This is a genomic window from Gymnodinialimonas phycosphaerae (assembly GCF_019195455.1).
GTDB classification, from domain to species: Bacteria; Pseudomonadota; Alphaproteobacteria; order Rhodobacterales; family Rhodobacteraceae; genus Gymnodinialimonas; species Gymnodinialimonas phycosphaerae.
Genome location: NZ_JAIMBW010000001.1, coordinates 1,406,598 through 1,429,298 on the forward strand (window position 1 = coordinate 1,406,598; position 22,701 = coordinate 1,429,298).

Sequence of the window (22,701 nt, forward strand, 5' to 3'; positions counted from 1 at the left end):
CATGAGCATCTTTGTCCGCAATAAATCCGTCCCCATTTTCATCGGCGCGCTGGCCATGTTCGCCCTTGGCGTGACAGTTCTGTCAGAGGCCTACGGGACGGGCGCGATGTCGATTTCGTTCACCAAGACGCTGGGGATGACGCTGTGCCTCTGCCTCGCCGCCTTGGCGATGGATCTGGTTTGGGGCTACTGCGGGATCCTGTCGCTTGGGCACTTCGCCTTCTTCGGGCTTGGCGGCTATGTCATCGGCATGTGGTTGATGGCCGCGCGGACCGAGGCCGTGGTGCGTGCCAACCTGGCCGAAGGGGTCATTCCCCCCACGGAGGCCGAGGTCAATCAGGCCACCGCCTTGCAGATTTTCAGCGTCGTAGGGGCCGATGACTGGCCGTGGATGTGGGCGGCTTCGGACAATCTGTTCCTGTCGCTGATCCTGATCGTGGCGGTGCCGGGCGTGCTGGCATTGGTGTTTGGATGGTTGGCGTTTCGCAGCCGGGTGACTGGCGTTTACCTATCGATCCTGACCCAGGCGATGACGCTGGCGCTGTCGCTTTACCTTTTCCAGAATGACACCGGCCTGCGCGGCAACAATGGGTTGTCGGGGTTGCAGAACCTACCGGGCGCCGAGGATATCGGGCAGGATCGCATCTCGATCTGGTTCTTCTGGGCCTCTGCGGTGGCTCTGGGCCTGTCGTATATCGGGGCGGCGTGGCTGATCTCGGGGAAATTCGGCAACATCATCCGCGGGATCCGCGATGATGAATTGCGGGTGCGGTTTCTGGGCTACCGGGTGGAGGTGTTCAAACTGTTCGTCTTCACGCTGTCGGGCATCCTCTGCGGTATCGCGGGCGCGCTTTATTACCCGCAGGCGGGCATCATCAACCCGGACGAAATCGCGCCCATTGCCTCTATCTATCTGGCCGTTTGGGTCGCCATTGGCGGACGCGGCAGGCTGTATGGCGCGGTGATCGGGGCCGCCGTAGTCTCGCTTTTGTCGACGTATTTCACCGGAGGCCGCGCACCGGATGTGGCGTTGGGGGCGCTGCGGATCGAATGGGTTGATTGGTGGCCGGTCCTGCTGGGGCTCGGGTTTGTGCTGGTCACGCTCTTCGCACCGAAGGGGCTTGGCGGATTGGTCGACTACATCGTGCGTAAACCAACCGCAGGAGATCGCCCATGAGCACGCTTCTAGAGGTTCAGGGCGTTTCCGTCACCTTCGACGGTTTCCGCGCGATCAATAACCTCAGCTTTACCATTGGCCTGCCAGAGATGCGCGCCGTCATCGGCCCCAACGGGGCAGGCAAGACGACCTTCATGGATATCGTGACCGGCAAGACCCGGCCCGACAGCGGCACGGTGCGTTGGGGCGACATGGGCCATTCGCTGCTGTCGATGTCCGAGGCGCAGATCGCCCAAGAGGGCATCGGGCGCAAGTTCCAGCGCCCCACGGTGTTCGAGGATCAATCGGTTGACGACAACCTGCGCGTCGCGCTGAAAAAGCCGCGGGGACCACTGGCGGCAATCTTCGACAAGACCAGTGACGCCGACCGCGCGCGGATCGAAGAGATCGCCGCGGAAATCGGACTGGCGGACCATCTGGGCGACCCGGCGGGCATCCTGTCCCACGGGCAAAAGCAATGGCTGGAGATCGGGATGCTGCTGGCCCAGGATCCCAAGCTGCTGTTGGTCGATGAGCCTGCCGCAGGCATGACCACGGCAGAGCGCGAGCATACGACGGCGCTACTCAAGCGCCTCGCGCAAAGTCACGCGGTGGTGGTGGTGGAGCACGATATGGAGTTCGTGCGCCGCCTCGAGTGCCGGGTCACGGTGCTGCACGAGGGGGCGGTGCTGGCCGAAGGCTCGCTTGATCACGTGATGGCCGACGCGCGTGTCGTTGAAGTCTATCTGGGGCGCTAATATGTTGGAAACACGCGATTTAACGCTTCACTACGGTGGCAGTAAGATCCTCAACGGCATCTCGGTCCAGGCCGCGAAGGGCGAAGTGACCTGCGTGATGGGCACCAATGGTGTCGGCAAGACATCCCTGATGAAGGCAATTGCGGGGACGCACGCACGCTCGGGCGGGGAAGTTCTGTTGGACGGGGTCGCGGTACCGAAACTGCCCGCACACAGGCTGGCGCAGATGGGTGTCGCCTGCGTGCCGCAGGGCCGGATGATCTTCCCGCTTTTGACGGTGCGTGAGAACCTTGAGACGGGCCTTGCTTGCCTGCCCAAGGGCGCACGGGAGGTGCCCGAACGCATCTACGAGATGTTTCCCGTATTGCGAGAGATGGAGGGCCGTCGCGGAGGCGACCTTTCCGGCGGGCAGCAGCAGCAACTGGCCATTGGGCGCGCCTTGGTCACGAAGCCGAAGCTATTGCTGATGGATGAGCCGACCGAAGGCATCCAGCCCAATATCATCCAGCTGATCGGCCGCGTCATTGCGCAGTTGCGCGATGAGGGGGAAATGGCGATCGTGCTGGTCGAGCAATACTTCGATTTCGCCTTCGATCTGGCCGACAGGTTCTACGTCCTCAAACGCGGTGAGACGGTGTTTTCCAGCGCCAAGGCCGACACGACCCGCGACCAGGTGCAAGGCGCGTTCAGCCTGTAGCGCCGCATCGATGCGCAGCTACCCGGCCGGGCGTTCTCGGATCGCGCGGCGCAGACATCTAGGGCACCCGCCAGCCTGGCCCGTGGGCACGCGATGTTGAGATGCCCAAAACCGGCACCCTCCGCGCCGAAGACGGTGCCTCGGGTCAGATCTCATACGGCGCCTTTCCTTGGGAAAGCGGTCAACGCGTCTGGCACCGCCTCGTGGCCGAAGACCCGTGGGCGGCACGGGTCTGCATCGCAATTGTGAGGCAGGGGGCGACGCGGAAATCCATGTTCGCCACGCCCGCGGGAAACAGCTCCATCGCGTCGTCGCTCAACACGATCCGGCGGTGCTTGAGGGCAGGCACGGCGCGGCTCTCGATCACCTCGTCGAATTCGAAGGCGCGTTGCTCACCCCGACATCTCCGGGAAACGCGCCCGGGTTCGGTTGGCAAAGGCCACCAGCGACAGCATCACCGGCACCTCGACCAGAACCCCCACCACCGTTGCCAGCGCCGCGCCGGAGTTCAGGCCAAAAAGGCTGATGGCGACAGCGACGGCCAACTCGAAGAAATTCGACGTGCCGATCATGGCGCAGGGGGCGGCGATCCGGTGCGGCACGCGCAGGACATAGGCTGCACCATAGGCCAGCGCGAAGATCCCATAGGACTGGATCAGGATCGGCACCGCGATCAGCGCGATCAGAAGCGGGCGTTGCAAGATCACCTCGCCCTGAAGGCCGAAGAGGATCATGACCGTCGCGATCAGGCCCACCACCGACCACGGCTTGATGCGGGCGGTGAAAGCATCGATCCGGTCCTTGCTGCCCAACAGACGCCGTGTCGCCAGCCCCGCCAACAGCGGCAGCACGACGTAGAGCACGGTGGCCAGCACCAGCGTCTCCCACGGGACCACGATATCGGTGACGCCCAGCAGGAAGGCCACGATGGGCGCGAAGGCCACCACCATGATCAGGTCATTCACAGAGACCTGCACCAACGTATAAGTCGCATCCCCGCGCGTCAGTTGCGACCAAACGAAGACCATCGCGGTGCAGGGCGCAGCGCCCAGCAGGATCAGGCCCGCGATGTATTGCGCGGCATCCTCGGGGGCGATGAAGGGCGCAAAGACGTAGTCAAAGAACAGCACGGCCAGGAATGCCATGGTGAAAGGCTTGATCAGCCAGTTCACCGCCAGCGTCACCAAGAGACCCTTGGGCTGCTTCGCCACGCCCGCCACCGCGCCGAAATCGACGCTGACCATCATGGGGTAAACCATGGCCCAGATCAGCACCGCCACGACAAGGTTGATCGAGGCGACCTCGGCCGCGGCGATGGCCGAGACGAGGCCGGGCGCAATGGTGCCGATCCCGATCCCCACCACCATGGCAAGGGCGACCCAGACGGTCAGGTAGCGTTCAAAAGCGCCCATGGCGCCCCCGGTCTTGGTGCTGTCGGTTTTGGGGATGTCGGTCATAACTGGCGTCGTCCGTTCAGGTCAGTGTGGGAGGGGAAAGAAGTTCGGCAAAGCGGGCCGGGTCGATGTTGCCGCCGGTGATCACGGTGGCGACGGTGCGGCCCTTGATGGGCACCTGTCCGTTCAGGACCGCCGCCAGCCCGACAACGGCGCCGGGTTCGGTGACAATCTTGAAATGTTGATAGGCGAAACGCATCGCGTGGCGCACCTCGTCGTCGGTGGCTGTCACGCCGCCCGCAAGGCGGTTGCGGTTGATCGAAAAGGTCATGTCTCCGGGGATCGGCGTCATGATCGCATCGCAGATCGTGCGCTGGCCCTTGGGGTTGGGCAGACGCTCCTGTGCAATCAGCGAACGGCGGGTATCGTCGAAGAGCGCCGGTTCTGCCGCGAACACCTGGGTGCCTGGCGCGCCCTCTTCCATGACCAACGCCGTTGCCGCCGTCAGCCCGCCTCCACCGCAGGGCACCAGCACGGCGTCCAGATCGCCGCCCGCGTCTTCCAGCAATTCCAACGCGACCGTACCCGCCCCTGCAAGGATTTCGGGATGGGCGCTGGGGGGCACCTCGATCCGTCCGGTCCGTGCGATGACCTGCGCCACCACATCGGCGCTGTCCTGGGTATCGCGGTCATAAGTCACGATCTCTGCCCCCATGGCGCGCACCGCCGCCTGTTTGGCAGCAGGCGCGTCCGAGGGCATGACGATCACTGCCGTGGTGTCCATGATCTGCGCCGCCTGCGCCAGCCCCAGCGCGTGGTTTCCCGACGAATAGGAGACCGTGCCGCGCGCCAGCGCGTCCTTCGCAAGGCCCAAAAGGCGGTGATAGGCCCCCCGGATCTTGAACGCCCCCGTGCGCTGCATGTTCTCGGCCTTGAGCAGCAGGCGACCGCCAAGTAGCGCATTCACGTCGGGGTTTTCCAGAAGCGGCGTACGGATCACAATACCGTCCAGGGCACGCGCCGCGCGGCGGATGTGGTCAAGGGTGACGTCCGGGGCCAACATCTCAGACCGGATCAGAGGCGATCTGGAACAGCGCATCGCCGCGCCGCACCTGTGCCATGGCGCGCAGGGCAAGGATCATCCCGTCATGGGATGCATGTACCTCGTCCGGGGCCTGGCCCGGCGTCTCAGGGTGGTGGATCAGGGCGATCAGCTCGCCTTTGGTGACGTCGTCGCCAATGTTTGCCAGAGGCTCGAACACGCCGGGATGGTAGGCCGCAACGACACCGCGCGCCGTCAGCATCCGCGTGCCTTGGGGCGGATCCAGCGCCTCGCCGGGTAACATCTTCAAAGCTGACAGGATGCGACGCAGTCCACGCTCGGTGCGCCGCAGGATATCGGGGGTGACGCAGCCCGCCCCGCCCAACTCGGCCATGACATTGATCACGCCCTTGCGGTTGGCGGCCCCCATGGCAGTGCGTGCCGTACTGCCCCGGCCCCCACCGCCGGTGAACTGCCAGCCATAGGGCAGATCGAACGCCTCGGTCAGAAGGCGCAGACCCGCCTCTTCCTCCGGCGTGTGCCCCGGACCTCGCAGCACGGTCGCGGGATAGATCAATGACGTGCCGCCGGAATGCAGGTCCACCGCATAGTCGGCAAGGGGCAGGATCACCTCTTCATGGTAATGGGCCATCATCTCTGACGGCGTGCCCTTGGGGTCGCCGGGGAAAACCCGGTTGAGGTTGCCCTGGTCGACTGGCGACACACGCGTGCCTGCCTCGGCGGCCGGGAAATTCATCATCGGCAAAAGGATCAGGCGGCCCCGTAGGTCAGCGGCCTCCAGCGTCCGTGCAAGGGTGGCGGCCGCGATTTGTCCCTCGTATTCATCGCCGTGCACCCCCGCGCTGATCACCAAGGTCGGACCGTCGCCGTTCCGGATGACCGTCACCGGCACCGGAATCCAGCCATAGGCCGAACGGTGCACCGAATGCGGCACCCGCAGGTAGCCCGTCTGTTTGCCCTCGGCAGCGAAGTCGACCTCTGTGGTGATCAGTGTCCCGGTCATGCCATTCCCTGTTTCGGCTACTGCCAGAAGTGACATCCGGGCTAGGGCAATGGCGCCCTCTGGTCAATCTTCGATATTTCGGGTATTGCCGTAGCATGGATCAGAATACCGCCATCGACGCCTTCGCCGCCCTGGCCCACCCAACACGTTTGGCTGCGTTCCGTTTGCTTGTCCGCCATGCGCCAGACGGTGTGCCATCGCTGACCCTTGCGGACCACCTTGCCGCAAAACCCTCGACATTGTCAGGCCATCTGGCGATCCTGAAGCGGGCGGGCCTGGTGACAAGCACCCGGCACCAGCGCGAGATTCGCTATTGCGCCAATCTGGAATCGATCAACGCCCTCGTCGGTTTCCTGCTTGCGGATTGTTGTGGCGGCAAGGTCCGCAACTGCGGCGATATCCTGAGCCTTCTTGATCTGGAGGCCTGAGGTGATGTCAAAAGCCCCCACCCCGTCCGGGTCCAGGAATCCCGCCCGCACAGGAGATCTTGTGTGAAACTGCTGATGTTTGAACATTGCTCGCTGTGTTTTCGCGTCCGCATGGCGGCGCGGCTCAAAGACATTCCGCTGGTCGAACAGGTCGTCGAAGACGACGACAGCGCCGTGATGGTCGATCTGGTCGGGCGCCGCGTCATCCCGATCCTTGTGCGCGACGACGGGACACCGATGCTCGAAAGTTGGGACATGGTCAATTATATCGATGCCATCGGCACCCCGGTTCTGACCGGTCCCGAGCGGCCCGAGATCGCGAAAATTGCCGAGCAGTTGTTGGAGGTCACGCCCTACCTGACCATGCCGCGCTATGGGCTTTTGCCCCTGCCCGAGTTTAGGACACGTGCCGCGCGCGATCATTTCCTTGTCCGCAAACGCGACGCTTATCCAGACATGCAAGCCTTGCGCGCCAGGACACGTGACTACCTGTCTCGGCTGATGCCGATCCTCGATGATCTGGCGGCCAATGTGCAAAGTCCCACGGCGATCAACGGCACCTTGTCACGGGACGATATCCGTATCTTGCCACTGCTGCGGTCCGTGGCCGTGGTGGAAGGCCTGGAATTTCCGGGCCCGGTAGACGCCTATTTTGCAACAATGATGGCGCAGCTCCAAATCCCGCCCCTCCCCACGGTTTGAACGCCGCGCGCCCGCAGGCACTCCAGACCCGTCAGCCAGATGCGCCAATCACGACCAAGATCTTCTTTGCGGCATCGGACGCGCGTTGAGCCACAACGTGCACCTCAACGACAACACGGCCATCTGCAAGGCGATCACAAACAGGTGCCCCCGGACAATCCGCGCGCGACGGAAACAATCCGCGCGCGATGGAACCAGTGCTCACCAGAAACCGCTGCAAGCATTGCAGCGTAATGGTGCCCCCACACGGACTCGAACCGCGGACCTACTGATTACAAATCAGTTGCTCTACCAGCTGAGCTATAGGGGCACACCGGCGCGAACCGCGCCTTGTGCGCGCTATAGCAAGATTTGGTGGCGGCGGGCAACGGGGAAAACGACGGGCGCGTTCAGGCGCGGGACAACGGCAATTGCACCCGGTTGCGCCTCCGGTATAGGGTACAGAAAAACCGCTCAGGGCAGAAAACAGGCCATGCAGGTTGTCTATCATCTTGGCGCACCCTGCACCGACGCAGATCAACTGATCATGTCGCTGCTGAAAAACCGCCTGCGTCTGGCGCAGGCAGGTATTTTCGTGCCAACGCCGGGGCGCTACCGCTCGGTCATTCGCGACACGGCCCGCGCGCTCAAGGGGCGTCCGGCGGGCGAGGATGTGCAAGACGCGCTTCTGGATGCCATTGTCGATGACGCCGAGGTCGACCGGCTTGTCCTGTCGGACCCGCGTTTCGTGTGCATCAATCGCCTTGTCGTCCAAGGCGCACAGATCTGGCCGATGATCGAGCGTGCCGCCACCGGCCTGCGGGCGCTGTTTCCGCAGTCGCAGGTGGAATTCTTCATCGGCATGCGCGACCCCGCCACGCTGATCCCGGCCCTCTTCAAGGCCTCTCGCTTCTCGGATTTCCGCGAGTTCACCGAGAACATGCAGCCCCACGCCGTCGCCTGGTCCGAGATGCTGCGCCGCCTGCAACTGGCCCACCCCGACTGCCGCATCACCGTGTGGTGCAATGAGGATACGCCCCTGTTGTGGGGCGAGATCCTGCGCGAATTGGCGGGCGTTGGCCCCACGGCGGATCTGGACGGGGCCGATGACCTTGCCGCCTCGATCATGGAGGACGAGGGCTATCGGCGCATGCGCGTCTGGCTCGATGACAACCCGCCTGAAACCGAAACCCAGCGCCGCCGCGTGCTTGCCGCCTTCCTGGAGCGCTACGCCAAGGAAGACGAGATCGAAGAGACGCTAAACCTGCCGGGCTGGACGGAAGAGCTGATGGACGAGATGTCCCAAAGCTATGACGAGGATATGGACGTGATCGCCCGTATCCCCGGCGTGACGTTGCTGACACCATAACCACGCGCAAGGCCGTATCGGTGCACCCCGGGCCAAGGCCCGGTCTACCGGCGCCCGGCCCGCAGCGCTTTGGTGCCCTGGCAGGAATGTCCCGGTTCTCCCCCCATGGCACCCCTGCCTCAGCTCATGCCAAGCGCTTCCTTGTACATCTCCAACACCGCCTCTTCCTCGGCGATGTCGTCGGGCTCGCGCTTGCGCAGGGCGATGACCTTGCGGATCACCTTGGTGTCGTAGCCGCGCGCTTTCGCCTCGGCCATGACCTCTTTCTGCTGTTCGGCAAGGTCCTTTTTCTCGGCGTCCAACCGCTCCATCCGCTCGATGAACTGGCGCAGCTCGTCGGCGGTCACGCGGTAGCTGTCGGGGCGGGCGTCAGCGTTTTGATTGTCATCCATCGGGGGCCTCGTCTGGTTGGAGGGTTCACGTTGCCCCCTCCGTAGCCGTGCCGCGCGCGCCCTGCAAGGCTTGGCGATAGCGCGGCGCGCTCCCTGCCCACGGGCCGGGACACGCCACGCGTGAAGCGTTGAATTCCTGGGTCTCGAAAGAGGATTTGGGATTCAATCCAGCGCGATCGTCGCGTAGGGTTCCGCCGAACAACGAGAGGGCACAGGCATGGATTGGTTGGTCATAGGCGGCAGCGCGATGACGGTCGCGGGTCTCGGCTTGCTGGGATATTGCATCTATGAAGCCTTCGCCGCCAAACGCGCAAACCTTGAGGATGAAGCCATGCGCGCACGCCTGCAGAAGGTTGTGGCGATCAACATGGGCGCGTTGTTCCTGTCGGTCCTGGGCCTGATGTGCGTGGTTCTGGGCGTCTTCCTCGGCTGATCCTCGCCAATAGCGCGGCGGGGGCTTTACTTTGGCTGCCGTTGCGTCACCCAATGGGGTCTGTGCTCATTGCCCGGAGATTGCCCCATGCGCCCGACCCTGCCCCTGATTCTCGTCGCGATTGCCTTTGCAACACCCGCATTGACGCAACAGGCCGCCGATACGGTCGCGCCGGAAACAGGAACACAAACAGTCCCTTACGCCTTGTCCGATCGTGCCAGCGCCGCCATGGCCGCCCGCGATGCCGGCGATCCGGTGGTGGCCCAGGATTGGATGGTCGTGGCCGCCAATCCGCTGGCGGTAGAGGCCGGGGCCGATGTTCTGGCCGCCGGGGGCACGGCCGCAGACGCCATGGTCGCGGTGCAAGCCGTGCTTGGATTGGTGGAGCCGCAAAGCTCTGGCCTCGGCGGGGGCGCCTTCCTGGTGTGGTATGACGCGCAAAACGGCGCGCTGACCACGTTGGACGGCCGCGAAACCGCACCGCTCGCCGCCACACCGCGCCTGTTTCAGACCGAAGATGGCGAGCCAATGGGCTTTTGGGACGCCGTTGTCGGCGGCCTCTCCGTGGGCACGCCGGGCACGCCCGCGTTGATGGAAGACGCCCACCGCCGCTGGGGCCGCGCCAATTGGGGCGCGCTTCTGGACCCCGCTATCACTTTGGCAGAGGGCGGCTTTCAGGTCTCGCCCCGCATGGCGGCCTCCATCGCTGGCGACGCGGAGCGGCTGTCCACCTTCCCCGCTACCGCCGCCTATTTCCTGCCCGGCGGCGTGCCGCTGGCCGAGGGATCAACCCTGATGAACCCCGCCTACGCCGCCACCCTGCGCGCCATGCAGGCCGACGGCGCCGATGCCATCTACGAGGGTGAAATCGCCGAGGGGATCATCGACACCGTGCGCCACGCCGAGGGTAATCCCGGCGTGCTATCGATGCGCGATCTTGCGGTCTACGAGGTGATCGAGCGCCCCGCCGTCTGCGCAGAATACAGCGACATGGACGTCTGCGGCATGGGCCCACCTTCGTCGGGTGCGCTGACCGTGGGGCAAATCCTCGGCATGGCCTCCGCCTATGACCTTGGCGGCCCCGACGACCTCAACGCCTGGCGCATCATCGGCGATGCCTCGCGCCTCGCCTTCGCTGACCGGGGCCGCTACATGGCCGACAGCGACTATGTGCCGATGCCGACCGAAGGCCTTGTGGACCCGGCCTACCTGGCCGAGCGTGCCGCCCTTCTGGACACCGACATGGCCTTGGAAGACATCGCGCCCGGCACGCCGACATGGGACCACGCGCAACTTTGGGCTGACGACCAAAGCCTTGAATTTCCAAGCACATCCCACATCTCGATCGTCGATAGCTACGGCAACGTCCTGTCGATGACCACCACGATCGAGAACGGCTTTGGCTCGCGCCTGATGACCCCGGGGGGCTTCCTGCTCAACAATGAACTCACCGATTTCAGCTTCCGCACCCACGCCGACGGTGTGCCCATCGCCAACCGGCTCGAACCCGGCAAACGCCCCCGCTCCTCCATGTCGCCCACCATCGTGATGCGTGACGGTGAACCGATCCTCGCCATCGGCTCGCCCGGCGGCTCGCGCATCATCGGCTACGTGGCCACCGCGATCATCGCGCACTACGATTGGGGCCTCGACATCCAGGACGCCATCGCCCTGCCCCACGCCGTCAATCGCTTCGGCACCTTCGATGTCGAAGAGGGCACCGAGGCGGAGGCCCTGGCCGAGGGGTTGGAGGCGCTGGGATACGAGGTCAGTATCCGTGGCCTCAACTCGGGCTTGCACGCCATCGCCATAACCGAAGGCGGCCTCCAGGGCGGGGCAGACCCACGCCGCGAAGGCATCGCGCTTGGACAATAAACGCCGCGCTGAAAGGCACGTTGGTGCAGCCTCCGGCGGGAGTTTTTCTAGCAAGATGAAGATGGACACGCCCTCGCGGACATCGCCCGCCCTTCATCTTGCCGGAAAACTCCGGGGGTAGGCGCTCTTTCCTCGAAAGGGCGCGAAGGGGGCTGGCCCCCTTCCTCTTATAAGAATAATGCGGCGCAGCCGCTCTATCTGGTCAGATCAGGGCGCTGGCGGCTTTGCGCGTCCTTCGTCAAACGCCTCCCACCCTTCGCCGCCGAAGACGTCTATGCCCAGTTGCGCCAGCACGTCGGGGAAGTCGACCATCACGTAGTTGTCGACGATCTTGCCGTCTACGACCTTCCAGAAATCCATGTAGCGGATCGTCACCCGCTTGCCCGTGGGCTCAATGCCCATGAAGCGCCCCGAATGCGTCGCCTCCTGCCGCCCGAAGGCCGCCGCCCATTCGCCCATGTACAGGCGCGCCTCGTCCACGCAGACCTTGTCCGAAAACGCTGCCTGAAACGGTTTCTGCCAATTGTCCTGAAATTCCCGCAGCCCCTCCTTGGTGCCGCAGCCCCGGTTGCCCATCCAGCGAAAACCCTCGGCGAAGAACTCGCCGATGTCGGTAATCCGGTGGTCATTAAGCCCGTCGACCATGCCCTCGATCACCGCGCGGGTGGCCTCGGTCTTCGACATGTCGGTGTCGCGGCTCAGGACCGCTTGCTCGGGACGGCTACCTTTCATGTCAGGCGATCCGCGTGCCGGTTGTCGCGTCGAAAAGGTGCGTGATCCCCTCGGACAAGGCGATGCCCACGGGCTCCCCGATCCTGGCGCGGTAGTCCTTGGCGGCCTTCACCGCCACCATCGTGCCCCCGGCACGGACCGTGACCATGGTGGCATCCCCCAGCAGCTCCATCGAGTAGACGGACGCGTTGATCGCGCCTTGCCCCGCCTCTGTCACACTGGCGTCCTCGGCCCGGAACCCCAGCGTCACCTTTCCGTTCGCCCCCGACAGGCCGGGGACAGACACGCGGTCGCCCTTGAAGGTTCCCTCGGTGATCTCGCCCTCCATCAGGTTCATCGCCGGGCTGCCGATGAAGCCCGCCACAAAGGTATTGGCGGGGTTGTCGTAGATATCCGTCGGCGTGCCCACCTGCTGGACCACGCCCGCTTTCATCACCACGACACGGTCAGCCAGCGTCATCGCCTCGATCTGGTCGTGGGTCACATAGATCGTCGTCACCTTCAATTCGTGGCTCAGGTTCTTGATCTGCGCCCGCGTGCTGACGCGCAGCTTGGCGTCGAGGTTGGAAAGCGGCTCGTCCATCAGGAAGACCTGCGGCTCGCGCACGATGGCGCGGGCGAGCGCCACGCGCTGGCGCTGACCGCCGGACAGAGCGGCGGGCTTGCGGTGCATGAAGTCTTCCAGTTCCACCATGGCGGCGGCGCGGGCGACACGCTCTTCGTGTTCGGCCTCGGGGACTTTGCGGACCTTCAGGGGAAAGCGGATGTTCTCCCACACCGTCATATTGGGGTAGAGGCCGTAGCTCTGGAACACCATCGCCACGTCGCGGTCCTTTGGATCAAGGCTCGTGACCTCGCGGTCCCCAATCCAGATCTCACCGCCGCTGGGGTCCTCCAGCCCGGCGATCATCCGCATCGTCGTGGTCTTGCCACAGCCCGAAGGCCCCAGCAGCACAAGGAACTCCTGATCCTCGATATCGAGGTGAAAATCATCCACACCCACGAAGTTGCCCCAGCGTTTGGAGACGTGGTCAAGCCGGATCTGTGCCATGTGATGTGCCCTTCGCGCGGTCGATTCATCTGCATCTAGACAGCCGCTGACAACTGACGCAAGGTTTTTGCATAGGATTGCAAAAACAGGCGAGACGCGCGATGCGGGATTTGGTTCAGGACAAGGCACGGATGTGGGGGCATTTGTCAGCGCTTGCAGGCGGGGGGAAGGTCGCGACCCACTTCGCCCCAGACGCCGTTGCCGAGATCGCGCATCCCTATGGCACATCGACCGGGCCGGCGCTTGCGCGCTTCTACGCCGATCTGCACCGCGCCCTACCCGATGCCGAGTGGCGGCCCGAGATCTTCATCGCCGGACACAACCACCCCGACACGCGCACCGACGCACCGCGCTTTTCGCCCCTCGTGGGCTCTTTCGGCCATTGGCAGGGCACGTTCACAGAGCCGTTGCAGGGGATCGCCCCCACGGGCGGGGTCGTGCATCTGCGGATCTGCGAGGTGCATCACCTCAACGACGCGGGCCAGATCGCGCGGGCGTGGATCTTGCCGGATTTCCTGGACCTGATGGACCAGGCGGGCCAGTTTCCCCTGCCCCCGATGCGCGGGGCCCGCGGCATGTGGCCCGGTCCCAAGGGTGGCGGCGGTGTGCGGATGGGTGCGGTTGATGAGGCAGGCGGCAATGCCGCCATGGCGGCGGTGCTGGACATGCACAACGCGCTCAATACCCACGTGGGCGCGGACGTCAGCGGCTTGACCATGGCCCATTGGGACCCGAATTTCATGTATTACGCGGCCGCAGGCATCGGCATATGTCGTGGCGTGGACGGCTTTCGCCGCCACCACCAGATCCCGTTCCGAAAGGCCGTGCCGGACCGCCACTCCAAGGGCCACTTCGTGCGCATCGCAGATGGCCAATTTGCCCTGACCGGGGGGCGGCTTTATGCCACCCAGACCGGGCCCTACCTAGGAATGCCCGCCACCGGACGTCAGGTCTGGATGGATGTCATGGATTTCTACCATTTCGACGCCCGTTCCGACGCCCGTTCCGACGGGGCGGGACTCATTACCGAGAACTGGCTGCCTTTCGACATCCCCCTCATGGCCCATAAAATGGGTGTTGAACTGCTTGGCGCGCGCGCAATTCCCGGCGCAATCGGTGCAGGATGACGTGCCCATCAGCCACGCTCCGTCGCGCAGATCCGGCAGAGCGGCGTGAACGGCAGAACATCGAGGCGGTCACTCGAGATCGCTTCGCCGCAGGAGGTGCACAAACCGTATTCGCCCCGGTCCATCCGCGCCAAGGCCGCGCGGATCAACGCCACCTCCGCCTCGCTGGCGTGGCCAAGCCCTTCCAGCACCTCATCGCCTTCCGATTCTATCGCGCGATCTTCCCAGTCGCGGGTCTTCGGCGTATCGAGTTGAGCATCGATCGTCGACATCCGCTGGGTCAGATCCTTCAACCGCGCCATCAACGCCTTGCGCCGTTGTGTTAAGTCTTCTCTCATGGCTGCGCCCTCTTCTTGACTGACCCTGATCAGGGCCCTCTTCTTCCAAACTTGCCAATTCACCGCGTGCGCCACCTTGATATGCATCAAGTCGCGCGACAGTCTTTCCCTCGCTGCGCGATTGGGGCAGGTTGCGCCCATATCTCTTAGCCCGGACTTGCCCCATGGATCTTCGCCAAATCACCCCGACCTATTCCGTCACCCCCCAGATCGAGCCATCTGACATCGCGACGCTTGCGGCGATGGGCGTCAAGACGCTGATCTGCAACCGCCCGGACATGGAAAACCCGCCCGCGCTGCAAGCCGCCGTCATGCAGGCCGAGGCCGAGGCCCATGGCATCGACTTCATCTACAACCCCTTCCAGGGCCACACGATGAGCCAGGATCACGTGGACGAACAGGCCGATGCACTGGCCGACGCAGAGGGGCCGGTTGTGGGCTATTGCGCTTCGGGTAATCGCTGCACGGTGGTTTGGGCCTTCGGCGTGGCAGGCCATGTTCCGGTCGACGAGATCATCGCGATCGGCACCTCCCACGGCTACCCGTTCGAGCAACTCCGCCCCGCGCTGGAGGCCGCTGCCGCGCGCAACACCCAAGGGTGAGCAAACTCTCCCCCACAGCGCAGGGCATCATCCTGATGCTGTCGGCGATCTTGCTGTTTTCGGCCATGGACGCCGTGGCCAAATTGTTGATGACGCGCTTCGACGTGGCCCAAGTGGTCTGGGCGCGCTATGCGGGGCAGATGCTTGTGGTGGCCCTTTTGCTGGCGCCGCGCCTGCCGCAGTTGATCCGGACGCGGAATCTGGCCCTGCAACTGGTGCGCTCGGCCTTCCTGTTCGCAGCGACCTGGTGCTTTTTCACGTCGCTCTCGTTCATGGAAATCGCCTCGGCCACCGCCGTGATGAACATTCACCCGGTGCTGCTGACCCTTGGCGCGGCGCTTGTTCTGCGCGAACCCTTGGGGCCGCGCCGGATCCTCGGGATCGCGCTGGCGCTGACCGGTGCGTTGATCATCATCCGACCCGGCGGCGACGTGATGATGTGGTCCTCGCTGCTGCCCTTGGCGGCGGGATTCTGCTATGCCTCTTACGCGTTGACCACGCGCTTTCTGGGCCGGAACGAGCCGATCCTGACCTCGTTCCTCTATACCGCGCTGATCGGTACCATGGCCGCTTCGGTCCTTGTGGTACCGGTCTGGCAGCCGCCCGCAGCAAGCGATTGGGGCATTTTCCTGGGTCTCGGTATCGTAGGCGCGGCGGGGCAATTCCTGCTGATCCGCGCGTTGACCACCGCCGAGGCCGGGGCCGTCGCGCCCTTCGGTTACGCGGGCGTGGTATATTCCACGATCTGGGGCCTGGTCCTGTTTCGCGAGGTGCCCGATGCGGCGACAATCCTTGGGGCGCTTGTGATCGTGGGGGCTGGTGTCTATGTCTGGCATCGCGAAACCCGTGTCTCTGCCGCCTCTGCCCCCGGAGCTTGACCCCAAATGTCCACCCCCGGGCGTACCCCGTCTGATTGGATTGTCGACCGCCTTTGGCGCGGGGTGATCTGGGTCGCCCTGCGCCTGCCGCACCGGGTCCGCGTGGCGGTGATGGGATGGCTGTTTCGCACCGTGGTCGGGCCATTGACGGGCCGCAAGCGACAGGCCGACAAGAATCTAGCGATGGTCTATCCCGACATGCCAGCGGCGCAGCGCGCGCAGATCACCCGTGCCGTCCTCGATAACGTGGGCCGGGTGGTGATGGAGAACTACGCCACGCCGCACCAGATGACCCGCGCCCTGACATGGGAGCCTACGGGCCCCGGTTGGGCCGCCGCCGAACAAGCCCGGGCACAGGGGCGCCCGATCCTGTTCATCTCGGGTCACTACGGGAACTATCAGGCCGGGCGCGCGGCGCTCAATGCGCGGGGCTACCGGATGGGGGGCCTCTACCGGCCGTTGAACAACGACTATCTCAATGCCCACTATATCGCGACCATCGAAGACGTCGGCGGCGGGGCCTTCACGCGCGACAGGCGCGGGCTGGCGGGGTTCGTCAAACACCTGCGCTCTGGCGCGCAGGGGGCGATCCTGATCGATCAATACCTCTTTGACGGCCCGATTTTCGACTTCATGGGCCACCCTGCCCCCACGTCGACCGCCGCCACCGAGATGGCGCTGAAATACGACGCGCTTTTGGTGCCGATCTATTCGACCCGGTTGGAAAACGGCCTCGACTTCAGGATCGAGCTGGAGGCCCCGGTGCCGCACACGGATGCCGAGACGATGACTCAAGCGCTGAACGACAGCCTGACCGCACGGGTCCACGCCGCGCCCGAACAATGGTTCTGGGTGCACAATCGCTGGAAGCCCGAGCGCGCTGAAAAGGCCCTGCGAAGAGCACAGGGCAAGGCGTAAAAGCTTGATCCGGGGGGCTCAGTCCAACCGCGCCGCCCCAAGGATCGCGCCGAACCCGTCGGTCTGGACGATTACCACATGGGGCAATTCACCCGTGGGCCGCACCTCGGCCTCAAACGCCTGTGCGCCGGACCAGTCAGACACAACCTGCCACGACCGTACGACATTATGATAGGCCGTTGACAGGCCCGCGTTTTCACCGCGGGTGATGTCCACGTGTTCTTCGGGCGAATAGGTCACGACCTGCACGACCATCTGCGGGGCCTGCCCCTCACCGACCCAGATCGCGCGCACCTGCCAGCCGCTCTGGCTGGACGCGGTTTCCACGGAAACCGGGTTGGGCGTGCTGCGATGGGCGGCAATGGTGTCTGCCACGTCCATGGCACGGTTACCGATGACATGATCCACCCCGCCAATCACCATCTGCGGCGTGTAGACGACGGTAGAACCCGCCGCTCGGCCATAGGCGTGTTGGCGCTGGGTGAAGGCGTCGGTGGCAAAGGTATCGGCCCAACCGATGTAGTCCCAGTAATCGACATGAAGCGCCAGGGCGATGACGTCTTCACGCTCGGCCAACTCGCCCAACAGCGCATCGGCAGGCGGACATGACGAGCATCCTTGCGAGGTGAAAAGCTCCACCACAACGGGGTCGTCAGCCAAGGCAGGCGTGGCAAATGCCGCAATCGTTGCAGCGCAAAAGATCCCAAAGCGGTGCGTCATCAGGTGGTCATCCGTGCGTTTTGTCCCAGGTCACCGATAGGTAGGTCATCGGGGCGGCGAAGGCCAATCAAGCGTTCGCGAGACAATGTGACAGCGCGCGCGGCCCTCATATCCAGCGCCGTGTGGCGGCCAGATAGGCGCGCCCTTCCTCGCCGAAAGCCTCCACCAACGCCCGTTCTTCCGGAATCGCAAACCGCCGGGAAAGGATAAGGATGTACAATGGCGCCAACAGCAGCGACGGCAAGAAGGCCAACCAGCAGATATAGCCCCACAAGATCATCACCATGCCAAGGTAGATCGGATTGCGCGACAGCCGGTAGGGCCCTTCGACGATCAACGCTCCGGGCGTGTGGTGCGGCTCGATCGTGGTGCGTTTGCGCCAGAACCAGAACGCCGACCAGAAGATGAGGGCCAGGCCGACGGCAGCCGACGCAATGCCCCCGCCCTTGATCAGGCCCAAGGGCATCTGCGGATCGGGCGCATAGCGCGCCAAGGCCCAGGCGGCAGCCATGAAAGCCAGCAGCCACAGGGGTGGAAGATCGGGGAAGCCTTTCATGGGGGCACCTTGGCGGGGCGGCAGGTCAGGCGCAAGGCCGCTGGACCTCATAAGCAATCGCATGATACCGCGGCACGGATGACGCAGCCGCCGCCCCCTTCTGCCCTCAGGCTCTGGTTCCTTTACTGGTTGAAAGACCACGGGGCCCTGCGCGCGCTATGGACGAATTTCCACAAGCTCGACGATGAGGTCTGGCGGCAAAACCACCCCAGCCCCGCGCGCCTGGCGCAGCTCAAGGCGATGGGTGCCGCCTCGATCCTGACCCTGCGCGGCGCCACCTCTGCCCCAAGCCAGCTAGAGGCCCGCGCCTGCGCCGATCTGGGCCTGGAGTTTCGCGCATTGGAAATGCGCGCGGTGATCCTGCCACGCAAGGAGTCGCTTCTGGGCCTCTTGGACGCGATCCGAGAGATGCCCAAACCCATGGTCATCCACTGCAAGTCCGGCTCGGACCGCACCGGCCTTGCCGCGACGATCTATCTGCATGTCTTCAAGGGCGTGCCCCTGGAAGAGGCGCGCAAGCAACTGGGCCTGCGTTTCATCCACAACCCGTTTGGCCGCGCCGGGATCGTGAACAATCTGCTTGATGCCTACGCCACTGCCCATGCCACAACCGGCATCGGGTTCGAGGAGTGGGTGCGCGATCACTATGATCAGGTCGGTCTGATGTCCTGAGCGTGACCGGGCCCAGCCTGGTCATCATGATCCGGGACGCCCCCGCTGCGAAGGGCGGGTCTTCGCGGGGCGTTTGCGCGGCAAGCGGTGCCGTCTGCCCCCGCTGCGCTGTGCCGAACGCTGGCCGATTGCCTGAAGAGAACGCCTGGCAAACCGCAGAAAAACTATATCGGTTCAGGTCTTCACAGAGGATTTCTGATATGGTCACGCGTTGTCTCGCCGCTTTGACACCAACGGCCACTCTATTTTCCGGGGCGGTGCGGGCGGTGCCCGTCCAATGGATGTTGGATTACTCGAACATCAACTTCAACGTCAGGGCCAATGGGTCGTTTGTTTAAGACGCTGATTTGGGCATCTATTCCGACGCGAACATCTCCTACTCGGACACGGTTCAGGGTGTCGTCTCTCTGACGTCGGCGCGACAGGTCAATGCGGCGGTTGGCCGATTGGATTTCGTCAGTTCGACCGTTGCGGATCTGACCGGTGTCTTCGCCGGGGGCTTCTCTTCTGCAAGCCTTGCCCCCGCTCTCAACAATACAGGTGGAACCATGACGAACGAATTCTATTTCGGCGTCTTCGCGTGCCTCAACAGCAGCTGCACCGGCACCTCAGGCGCAGGCCAGCGATTCCCCCTCACAGGAACCCTTGTCGGTACGCCCGTCTCCGCCGCCATTCCACTGCCTGCGTCGGCTCTGTTGCTGCTTGGCGGCACAGGCGTGGCCCGACGCCGCGCCGCCTGAGCCAACGACCCTGCTCAGCCCATGAAAAAGCCGGGACCCGCAAGCGCAGGCCCCGGCTTTTTTACGCATTTAAAGCAGCTTACTCCGCCGCGATGGGCTGATCGTCCCGCGCCAGGTTGCGCAGCACGTAATGCAGCACGCCACCGTTCTCGATGTATTCGATCTCCACGCCGGTATCGATCCGGCACTTCAGCGTGATCTCCTTCGCGCTGCCGTCGCCCATGGTGATCGTCGCGGGGACCTCGGCCAGCGGGGTGACGCTATCCAAACCGTGGATAGAAACCGTCTCATCCCCCTTCAAGCCAAGGCTCTTGCGGGTGTCACCGCCGGTGAACTCGAACGGGATAACGCCCATGCCGACAAGGTTGGACCGGTGGATCCGCTCGAACGATTCAGCGATCACCGCCTTCACGCCCAGAAGGTTCGTCCCCTTCGCGGCCCAGTCACGGCTGGAACCTGCGCCATATTGCTCACCGCCAAAGATCACCAGCGGCGTGCCCTGTTCCTGATACGCCATGGCCGCGTCGAAGATCGACGTCTGCTTGCCGTCCGGCCCAAGGGTATAGCCGCCCTCCACGCCATCCAGCATCTCGTTCTTGATGCGGATGTTGGCAAACGTGCCGCGCATCATCACCTCGTGGTTGCCACGGCGCGACCCGTAAGAGTTGAATTCCCGCACCGGCACCTGACGCTCCACCAGATACTGACCGGCGGGCGAGGTTTCCGCGAAGGACCCGGCCGGCGAGATGTGGTCCGTGGTGATCATGTCACCCAACAGCGCCAGCACTTTCGCGCCTTCGATGTTCTCGATCTCCTTGGTGTCCATGGTCATGCCCTGGAAGTAGGGCGGGTTCTGGATGTAGGTCGAGGTCGCGGGCCAATCGTAGGTTTCCTGTTGCGGCACCTCGACGCCCTGCCACTTTTCATCGCCCTCAAAGACACTGGCGTACTTCTCCTGGAAGGCTTGGCGCGTCACGGTCTTCTCCACCAGTTCCGCGACTTCCTGCGTCGTGGGCCAGATGTCCTTGAGGTAGACGTCGTTGCCGTCCTTGTCCTTGCCAAGCGAGTCCTTGGTCAGGTCCACATTCATGTCACCGGCCAACGCATAGGCCACCACCAGCGGCGGTGAGGCCAGATAGTTGGCCCGCACATCGGGGCTGATGCGCCCCTCGAAGTTGCGGTTGCCCGACAGGACGGAGGTGGCGATGATGTCGCCCTTGTTCACCGCGTCCGACAGTTCCTTCTGGATCGGGCCAGAGTTGCCGATGCAGGTGGTGCAGCCGTAGCCCACAAGGTTGAAGCCGATGGCGTCCAGGTCCTCCTGCAACTCCGCCGCTTCCAGATAGGCCGAAACCACCTGGCTTCCCGGCGCCAGCGAGGTCTTCACCCAGGGCTTGCGCGTCAGGCCCAGCGCCCGCGCCTTGCGCGCCACAAGGCCCGCGCCGATCATCACATAGGGGTTGGACGTGTTGGTGCACGACGTGATGGAGGCAATGACGATGGTCCCGTCGTGGATCGTGTAATCCTCCCCTTCCACCTTGGCGCGCTTGTGCTTGCCGATATCGCCGGGGATGGTGCGCGGGGCGAGTTGGCCGCCCTCGTCGGCCCATTCGGCCTTGTCCTCTTGATTCGCGTCCCACTCAGGGCGCTGACCCGAGATATACTCACCGAAAACCGTCGCGGCTTCCGTAAGCGCCACGTAATCCTGCGGCCGCTTGGGGCCCGAGATCGCGGGCACGATCGTGCCCATATCAAGGTGCAACGTAGAGGTGTAGACCGGCGCGTAATCATCGCCGCGCCAGAAACCGTTCTCCTTGGCATAGGCTTCGACCAGCGCAATGCGGTCCTCTTCCCGGCCCGTGGTGCGCAGGTAGCGCAGCGTCTCGTTGTCGATCGGGAAGAAGCCGCAGGTCGCGCCGTATTCAGGCGCCATGTTGGCGATGGTCGCACGATCCGCCAGCGGCAGGGTATCAAGGCCCGCACCGTAGAATTCCACGAATTTGCCAACAACACCGTGGGCGCGCAGCATCTCAACAACCTTCAGAACCAGGTCCGTGCCCGTGGTACCTTCCATCATTGCGCCCGTCAGCTCGAAGCCCACGACTTCGGGGATCAGCATGGAAATCGGCTGACCCAACATCGCGGCCTCGGCCTCGATACCGCCCACGCCCCAGCCCAGAACGGCGGCGCCGTTGACCATGGTGGTGTGGCTGTCGGTGCCCACCAGCGTATCGGGGTAGGCGACTTGTTCGCCGCTTTGGTCCGTGTCGGTCCAGACGGTTTGCGACAGGTATTCCAGGTTCACCTGGTGGCAGATGCCGGTGCCGGGGGGCACGACGCGGAAGTTATTGAACGCGGTCTGACCCCACTTGAGGAACGTGTAACGCTCCATATTACGCTCATACTCGCGGTCGACGTTCATCTGGAACGCGCGCGGGTTGCCGAATTCGTCGATCATGACCGAATGGTCGATGACCAGATCCACAGGGTTGAGCGGGTTGATCTTTTGCGGATCACCGCCCAGCGCCTTGATCCCGTCGCGCATGGCCGCAAGGTCCACGACCGCCGGAACGCCGGTGAAGTCCTGCATCAGAACACGGGCGGGGCGGTAGGCGATTTCGCGAGGGTTCTTGCCGCCTTGGGTCGCCCATTCGCTGAACGCCTTGATGTCGTCCACGGTGACGGTCTTGCCGTCCTCGAACCGCAGCATGTTTTCCAGCACCACCTTGAGCGCGGCAGGCAGCTTGGAGAAATCGCCAAGGCCCGCGGCCTCGGCGGCGTCGATGGAATAATAGGCGACCGACTGGTCCCCAACGGTAAGGGTCTTGCGGGTCTTGGATGTGTCGTGGCCAACGGTGATGGGCATGGGTGGCTGCTCCTGTCCGGTTTGGTGCTGCGAGGTCTGTCTCTCGTGACGCATGTGCCCGTGTTGCGCGTGGCAAACAATCGGGCAAAACGTCCCTGGGTGATTTGGTATGCAATCGCATACATTGCCCCGGGCGGGGCGTCAATCACCTCAAATCGCGCAGCCGCAAACCGCGCCCGTGTCGCTTTTCCGCCGTGCGACGGCGCATGGGTGTGCGGCGGCCCCTTCCCCACCCCAGCCAAACCCGCTACC

General features: G+C 64.0%; 25 protein-coding genes and 1 tRNA gene. 14 read left to right on the forward strand and 12 right to left on the reverse strand.

The window, feature by feature from the left end; genetic code table 11:
• Nucleotide 1: 1 nt before the first annotated feature.
• Genes urtC through urtE form a run of 3 tightly spaced genes read left to right on the forward strand, consistent with a single transcriptional unit; the run spans nucleotide 2 to nucleotide 2,611 of the window.
• Nucleotides 2-1,177: an urea ABC transporter permease subunit UrtC gene (gene urtC / locus KUL25_RS06835; protein ID WP_257892260.1), complete on the forward strand. Its 1,176-nt coding sequence runs from the start codon at nucleotides 2-4 to the stop codon at nucleotides 1,175-1,177.
• Nucleotides 1,174-1,914 carry an urea ABC transporter ATP-binding protein UrtD gene (gene urtD, locus KUL25_RS06840; protein ID WP_257892261.1) on the forward strand — a complete coding sequence of 247 codons (741 nt, stop codon included), beginning with the start codon at nucleotides 1,174-1,176 and terminating at the stop codon, nucleotides 1,912-1,914. Before urtC ends, urtD begins: the two co-directional genes overlap by 4 nt.
• Before the next feature lies 1 nt (nucleotide 1,915).
• Entirely contained in the window at nucleotides 1,916-2,611 is a 696-nt protein-coding gene (urtE, locus tag KUL25_RS06845) for an urea ABC transporter ATP-binding subunit UrtE (RefSeq protein ID WP_257892262.1), read from the forward strand.
• 181 nt (nucleotides 2,612-2,792) lie between these two features.
• Here urtE and KUL25_RS06850 read toward each other — a convergent pair whose 3' ends face one another.
• Genes KUL25_RS06850 through KUL25_RS06865 form a run of 4 tightly spaced genes read right to left on the reverse strand, consistent with a single transcriptional unit; the run spans nucleotide 2,793 to nucleotide 6,071 of the window.
• Nucleotides 2,793-2,978: a hypothetical protein gene (locus tag KUL25_RS06850; RefSeq protein WP_257892263.1), complete on the reverse strand. Its 186-nt coding sequence runs from the start codon at nucleotides 2,976-2,978 to the stop codon at nucleotides 2,793-2,795.
• A 25-nt stretch (nucleotides 2,979-3,003) separates the two neighbouring features.
• Nucleotides 3,004-4,068, reverse strand: coding sequence for an ACR3 family arsenite efflux transporter (gene arsB, locus KUL25_RS06855; protein WP_257892264.1), 1,065 nt, complete (start codon nucleotides 4,066-4,068; stop codon nucleotides 3,004-3,006).
• Between the two features lie 16 nt (nucleotides 4,069-4,084).
• A complete protein-coding gene (locus KUL25_RS06860; protein ID WP_257892265.1) occupies nucleotides 4,085-5,104 on the reverse strand; it encodes a threonine ammonia-lyase in 1,020 nt (339 codons plus the stop codon).
• Entirely contained in the window at nucleotides 5,070-6,071 is a 1,002-nt protein-coding gene (locus tag KUL25_RS06865; RefSeq protein WP_257892266.1) for a succinylglutamate desuccinylase/aspartoacylase family protein, read from the reverse strand. Before KUL25_RS06865 ends, KUL25_RS06860 begins: the two co-directional genes overlap by 35 nt.
• Nucleotides 6,072-6,166: 95 nt before the next feature.
• Between KUL25_RS06865 and KUL25_RS06870 the strand changes: the two genes are divergently transcribed.
• Together KUL25_RS06870 and grxB are read left to right on the forward strand one after the other, a co-directional pair.
• Nucleotides 6,167-6,499, forward strand: a complete 333-nt coding sequence (locus KUL25_RS06870; RefSeq protein WP_257892267.1) for an ArsR/SmtB family transcription factor — start codon at nucleotides 6,167-6,169, stop codon at nucleotides 6,497-6,499.
• A gap of 63 nt (nucleotides 6,500-6,562) precedes the next feature.
• Entirely contained in the window at nucleotides 6,563-7,201 is a 639-nt protein-coding gene (gene grxB / locus KUL25_RS06875) for a glutaredoxin 2 (RefSeq protein ID WP_257892268.1), read from the forward strand.
• A gap of 234 nt (nucleotides 7,202-7,435) precedes the next feature.
• Here grxB and KUL25_RS06880 read toward each other — a convergent pair.
• A tRNA-Thr gene (locus tag KUL25_RS06880) sits at nucleotides 7,436-7,511 on the reverse strand.
• Nucleotides 7,512-7,727: 216 nt separating this feature from the next.
• Here KUL25_RS06880 and KUL25_RS06885 point away from each other — a divergent pair.
• Nucleotides 7,728-8,549, forward strand: a complete 822-nt coding sequence (locus KUL25_RS06885) for a hypothetical protein (protein WP_161489808.1) — start codon at nucleotides 7,728-7,730, stop codon at nucleotides 8,547-8,549.
• Nucleotides 8,550-8,668: 119 nt separating this feature from the next.
• Here KUL25_RS06885 and KUL25_RS06890 read toward each other — a convergent pair whose 3' ends face one another.
• The gene (locus tag KUL25_RS06890) at nucleotides 8,669-8,941 is read right to left on the reverse strand and encodes a DUF2312 domain-containing protein (RefSeq protein WP_068358737.1); all 273 of its coding nucleotides are present in this window, start codon (nucleotides 8,939-8,941) and stop codon (nucleotides 8,669-8,671) included.
• Nucleotides 8,942-9,158: 217 nt separating this feature from the next.
• On the opposite strand from KUL25_RS06890, the gene KUL25_RS06895 reads away from it, so the two are divergent.
• Both KUL25_RS06895 and ggt read left to right on the forward strand, forming a co-directional pair.
• Nucleotides 9,159-9,374 (forward strand): hypothetical protein, encoded by a 216-nt coding sequence (locus tag KUL25_RS06895; RefSeq protein WP_068358741.1) that lies wholly within the window; start codon nucleotides 9,159-9,161, stop codon nucleotides 9,372-9,374.
• Between the two features lie 87 nt (nucleotides 9,375-9,461).
• Nucleotides 9,462-11,249: a gamma-glutamyltransferase gene (gene ggt / locus KUL25_RS06900; protein WP_257892269.1), complete on the forward strand. Its 1,788-nt coding sequence runs from the start codon at nucleotides 9,462-9,464 to the stop codon at nucleotides 11,247-11,249.
• A gap of 207 nt (nucleotides 11,250-11,456) precedes the next feature.
• Here the strand turns inward: ggt and KUL25_RS06905 are convergent, their stop codons facing one another.
• Together KUL25_RS06905 and KUL25_RS06910 are read right to left on the reverse strand one after the other, a co-directional pair.
• A complete protein-coding gene (locus KUL25_RS06905; RefSeq protein ID WP_257892270.1) occupies nucleotides 11,457-11,981 on the reverse strand; it encodes an ester cyclase in 525 nt (174 codons plus the stop codon).
• A gap of 1 nt (nucleotide 11,982) precedes the next feature.
• Nucleotides 11,983-13,032, reverse strand: coding sequence for an ABC transporter ATP-binding protein (locus KUL25_RS06910; RefSeq protein ID WP_257892271.1), 1,050 nt, complete (start codon nucleotides 13,030-13,032; stop codon nucleotides 11,983-11,985).
• Between the two features lie 101 nt (nucleotides 13,033-13,133).
• Here KUL25_RS06910 and KUL25_RS06915 point away from each other — a divergent pair, with 101 nt between their 5' ends.
• Nucleotides 13,134-14,159, forward strand: coding sequence for an ester cyclase (locus tag KUL25_RS06915; RefSeq protein ID WP_257892272.1), 1,026 nt, complete (start codon nucleotides 13,134-13,136; stop codon nucleotides 14,157-14,159).
• Between the two features lie 8 nt (nucleotides 14,160-14,167).
• On the opposite strand, the gene KUL25_RS06920 is transcribed toward KUL25_RS06915, so the two are convergent.
• On the reverse strand, nucleotides 14,168-14,497 hold the full coding sequence (locus KUL25_RS06920) for a TraR/DksA family transcriptional regulator (protein WP_257892273.1): 330 nt from the start codon (nucleotides 14,495-14,497) through the stop codon (nucleotides 14,168-14,170).
• A 164-nt stretch (nucleotides 14,498-14,661) separates the two neighbouring features.
• Here KUL25_RS06920 and KUL25_RS06925 point away from each other — a divergent pair, with 164 nt between their 5' ends.
• Genes KUL25_RS06925 through KUL25_RS06935 form a run of 3 tightly spaced genes read left to right on the forward strand, consistent with a single transcriptional unit; the run spans nucleotide 14,662 to nucleotide 16,895 of the window.
• Entirely contained in the window at nucleotides 14,662-15,099 is a 438-nt protein-coding gene (locus tag KUL25_RS06925) for a protein tyrosine phosphatase family protein (protein WP_257892274.1), read from the forward strand.
• Nucleotides 15,096-15,977: a DMT family transporter gene (locus tag KUL25_RS06930; protein ID WP_257892275.1), complete on the forward strand. Its 882-nt coding sequence runs from the start codon at nucleotides 15,096-15,098 to the stop codon at nucleotides 15,975-15,977. The genes KUL25_RS06925 and KUL25_RS06930 overlap by 4 nt, the downstream gene beginning before the upstream one ends.
• A gap of 6 nt (nucleotides 15,978-15,983) precedes the next feature.
• On the forward strand, nucleotides 15,984-16,895 hold the full coding sequence (locus KUL25_RS06935) for a lysophospholipid acyltransferase family protein (RefSeq protein ID WP_257892276.1): 912 nt from the start codon (nucleotides 15,984-15,986) through the stop codon (nucleotides 16,893-16,895).
• Between the two features lie 18 nt (nucleotides 16,896-16,913).
• On the opposite strand, the gene KUL25_RS06940 is transcribed toward KUL25_RS06935, so the two are convergent.
• Both KUL25_RS06940 and KUL25_RS06945 read right to left on the reverse strand, forming a co-directional pair.
• Nucleotides 16,914-17,615 carry a DUF1223 domain-containing protein gene (locus tag KUL25_RS06940; RefSeq protein ID WP_257892277.1) on the reverse strand — a complete coding sequence of 234 codons (702 nt, stop codon included), beginning with the start codon at nucleotides 17,613-17,615 and terminating at the stop codon, nucleotides 16,914-16,916.
• A gap of 106 nt (nucleotides 17,616-17,721) precedes the next feature.
• Nucleotides 17,722-18,171, reverse strand: coding sequence for a methyltransferase family protein (locus KUL25_RS06945; protein WP_257892278.1), 450 nt, complete (start codon nucleotides 18,169-18,171; stop codon nucleotides 17,722-17,724).
• 78 nt (nucleotides 18,172-18,249) lie between these two features.
• Here KUL25_RS06945 and KUL25_RS06950 point away from each other — a divergent pair, with 78 nt between their 5' ends.
• Both KUL25_RS06950 and KUL25_RS06955 read left to right on the forward strand, forming a co-directional pair.
• A complete protein-coding gene (locus tag KUL25_RS06950) occupies nucleotides 18,250-18,843 on the forward strand; it encodes a tyrosine-protein phosphatase (RefSeq protein ID WP_257892279.1) in 594 nt (197 codons plus the stop codon).
• Nucleotides 18,844-19,190: 347 nt separating this feature from the next.
• On the forward strand, nucleotides 19,191-19,583 hold the full coding sequence (locus KUL25_RS06955; protein WP_257892280.1) for a hypothetical protein: 393 nt from the start codon (nucleotides 19,191-19,193) through the stop codon (nucleotides 19,581-19,583).
• A 79-nt stretch (nucleotides 19,584-19,662) separates the two neighbouring features.
• On the opposite strand, the gene acnA is transcribed toward KUL25_RS06955, so the two are convergent.
• Nucleotides 19,663-22,449 (reverse strand): aconitate hydratase AcnA, encoded by a 2,787-nt coding sequence (gene acnA / locus KUL25_RS06960; RefSeq protein ID WP_257892281.1) that lies wholly within the window; start codon nucleotides 22,447-22,449, stop codon nucleotides 19,663-19,665.
• Nucleotides 22,450-22,701: the final 252 nt, after the last annotated feature.

Coding starts and splice junctions, on each gene's coding strand:
- urtC (WP_257892260.1), top strand. CDS start 2: ATGAGCATCTTTGTCCGCAATAAATCCGTCCCCATTTTCATCGGCGCG.
- urtD (WP_257892261.1), top strand. CDS start 1,174: ATGAGCACGCTTCTAGAGGTTCAGGGCGTTTCCGTCACCTTCGACGGT.
- urtE (WP_257892262.1), top strand. CDS start 1,916: ATGTTGGAAACACGCGATTTAACGCTTCACTACGGTGGCAGTAAGATC.
- arsB (WP_257892264.1), bottom strand. CDS start 4,068: ATGACCGACATCCCCAAAACCGACAGCACCAAGACCGGGGGCGCCATG.
- KUL25_RS06860 (WP_257892265.1), bottom strand. CDS start 5,104: ATGCGCTGTTCCAGATCGCCTCTGATCCGGTCTGAGATGTTGGCCCCG.
- KUL25_RS06865 (WP_257892266.1), bottom strand. CDS start 6,071: ATGACCGGGACACTGATCACCACAGAGGTCGACTTCGCTGCCGAGGGC.
- KUL25_RS06870 (WP_257892267.1), top strand. CDS start 6,167: ATGGATCAGAATACCGCCATCGACGCCTTCGCCGCCCTGGCCCACCCA.
- KUL25_RS06885 (WP_161489808.1), top strand. CDS start 7,728: ATGTCGCTGCTGAAAAACCGCCTGCGTCTGGCGCAGGCAGGTATTTTC.
- KUL25_RS06890 (WP_068358737.1), bottom strand. CDS start 8,941: ATGGATGACAATCAAAACGCTGACGCCCGCCCCGACAGCTACCGCGTG.
- KUL25_RS06895 (WP_068358741.1), top strand. CDS start 9,159: ATGGATTGGTTGGTCATAGGCGGCAGCGCGATGACGGTCGCGGGTCTC.
- ggt (WP_257892269.1), top strand. CDS start 9,462: ATGCGCCCGACCCTGCCCCTGATTCTCGTCGCGATTGCCTTTGCAACA.
- KUL25_RS06905 (WP_257892270.1), bottom strand. CDS start 11,981: ATGAAAGGTAGCCGTCCCGAGCAAGCGGTCCTGAGCCGCGACACCGAC.
- KUL25_RS06910 (WP_257892271.1), bottom strand. CDS start 13,032: ATGGCACAGATCCGGCTTGACCACGTCTCCAAACGCTGGGGCAACTTC.
- KUL25_RS06915 (WP_257892272.1), top strand. CDS start 13,134: ATGCGGGATTTGGTTCAGGACAAGGCACGGATGTGGGGGCATTTGTCA.
- KUL25_RS06920 (WP_257892273.1), bottom strand. CDS start 14,497: ATGAGAGAAGACTTAACACAACGGCGCAAGGCGTTGATGGCGCGGTTG.
- KUL25_RS06925 (WP_257892274.1), top strand. CDS start 14,662: ATGGATCTTCGCCAAATCACCCCGACCTATTCCGTCACCCCCCAGATC.
- KUL25_RS06935 (WP_257892276.1), top strand. CDS start 15,984: ATGTCCACCCCCGGGCGTACCCCGTCTGATTGGATTGTCGACCGCCTT.
- KUL25_RS06940 (WP_257892277.1), bottom strand. CDS start 17,615: ATGACGCACCGCTTTGGGATCTTTTGCGCTGCAACGATTGCGGCATTT.
- KUL25_RS06945 (WP_257892278.1), bottom strand. CDS start 18,171: ATGAAAGGCTTCCCCGATCTTCCACCCCTGTGGCTGCTGGCTTTCATG.
- KUL25_RS06950 (WP_257892279.1), top strand. CDS start 18,250: ATGACGCAGCCGCCGCCCCCTTCTGCCCTCAGGCTCTGGTTCCTTTAC.
- acnA (WP_257892281.1), bottom strand. CDS start 22,449: ATGCCCATCACCGTTGGCCACGACACATCCAAGACCCGCAAGACCCTT.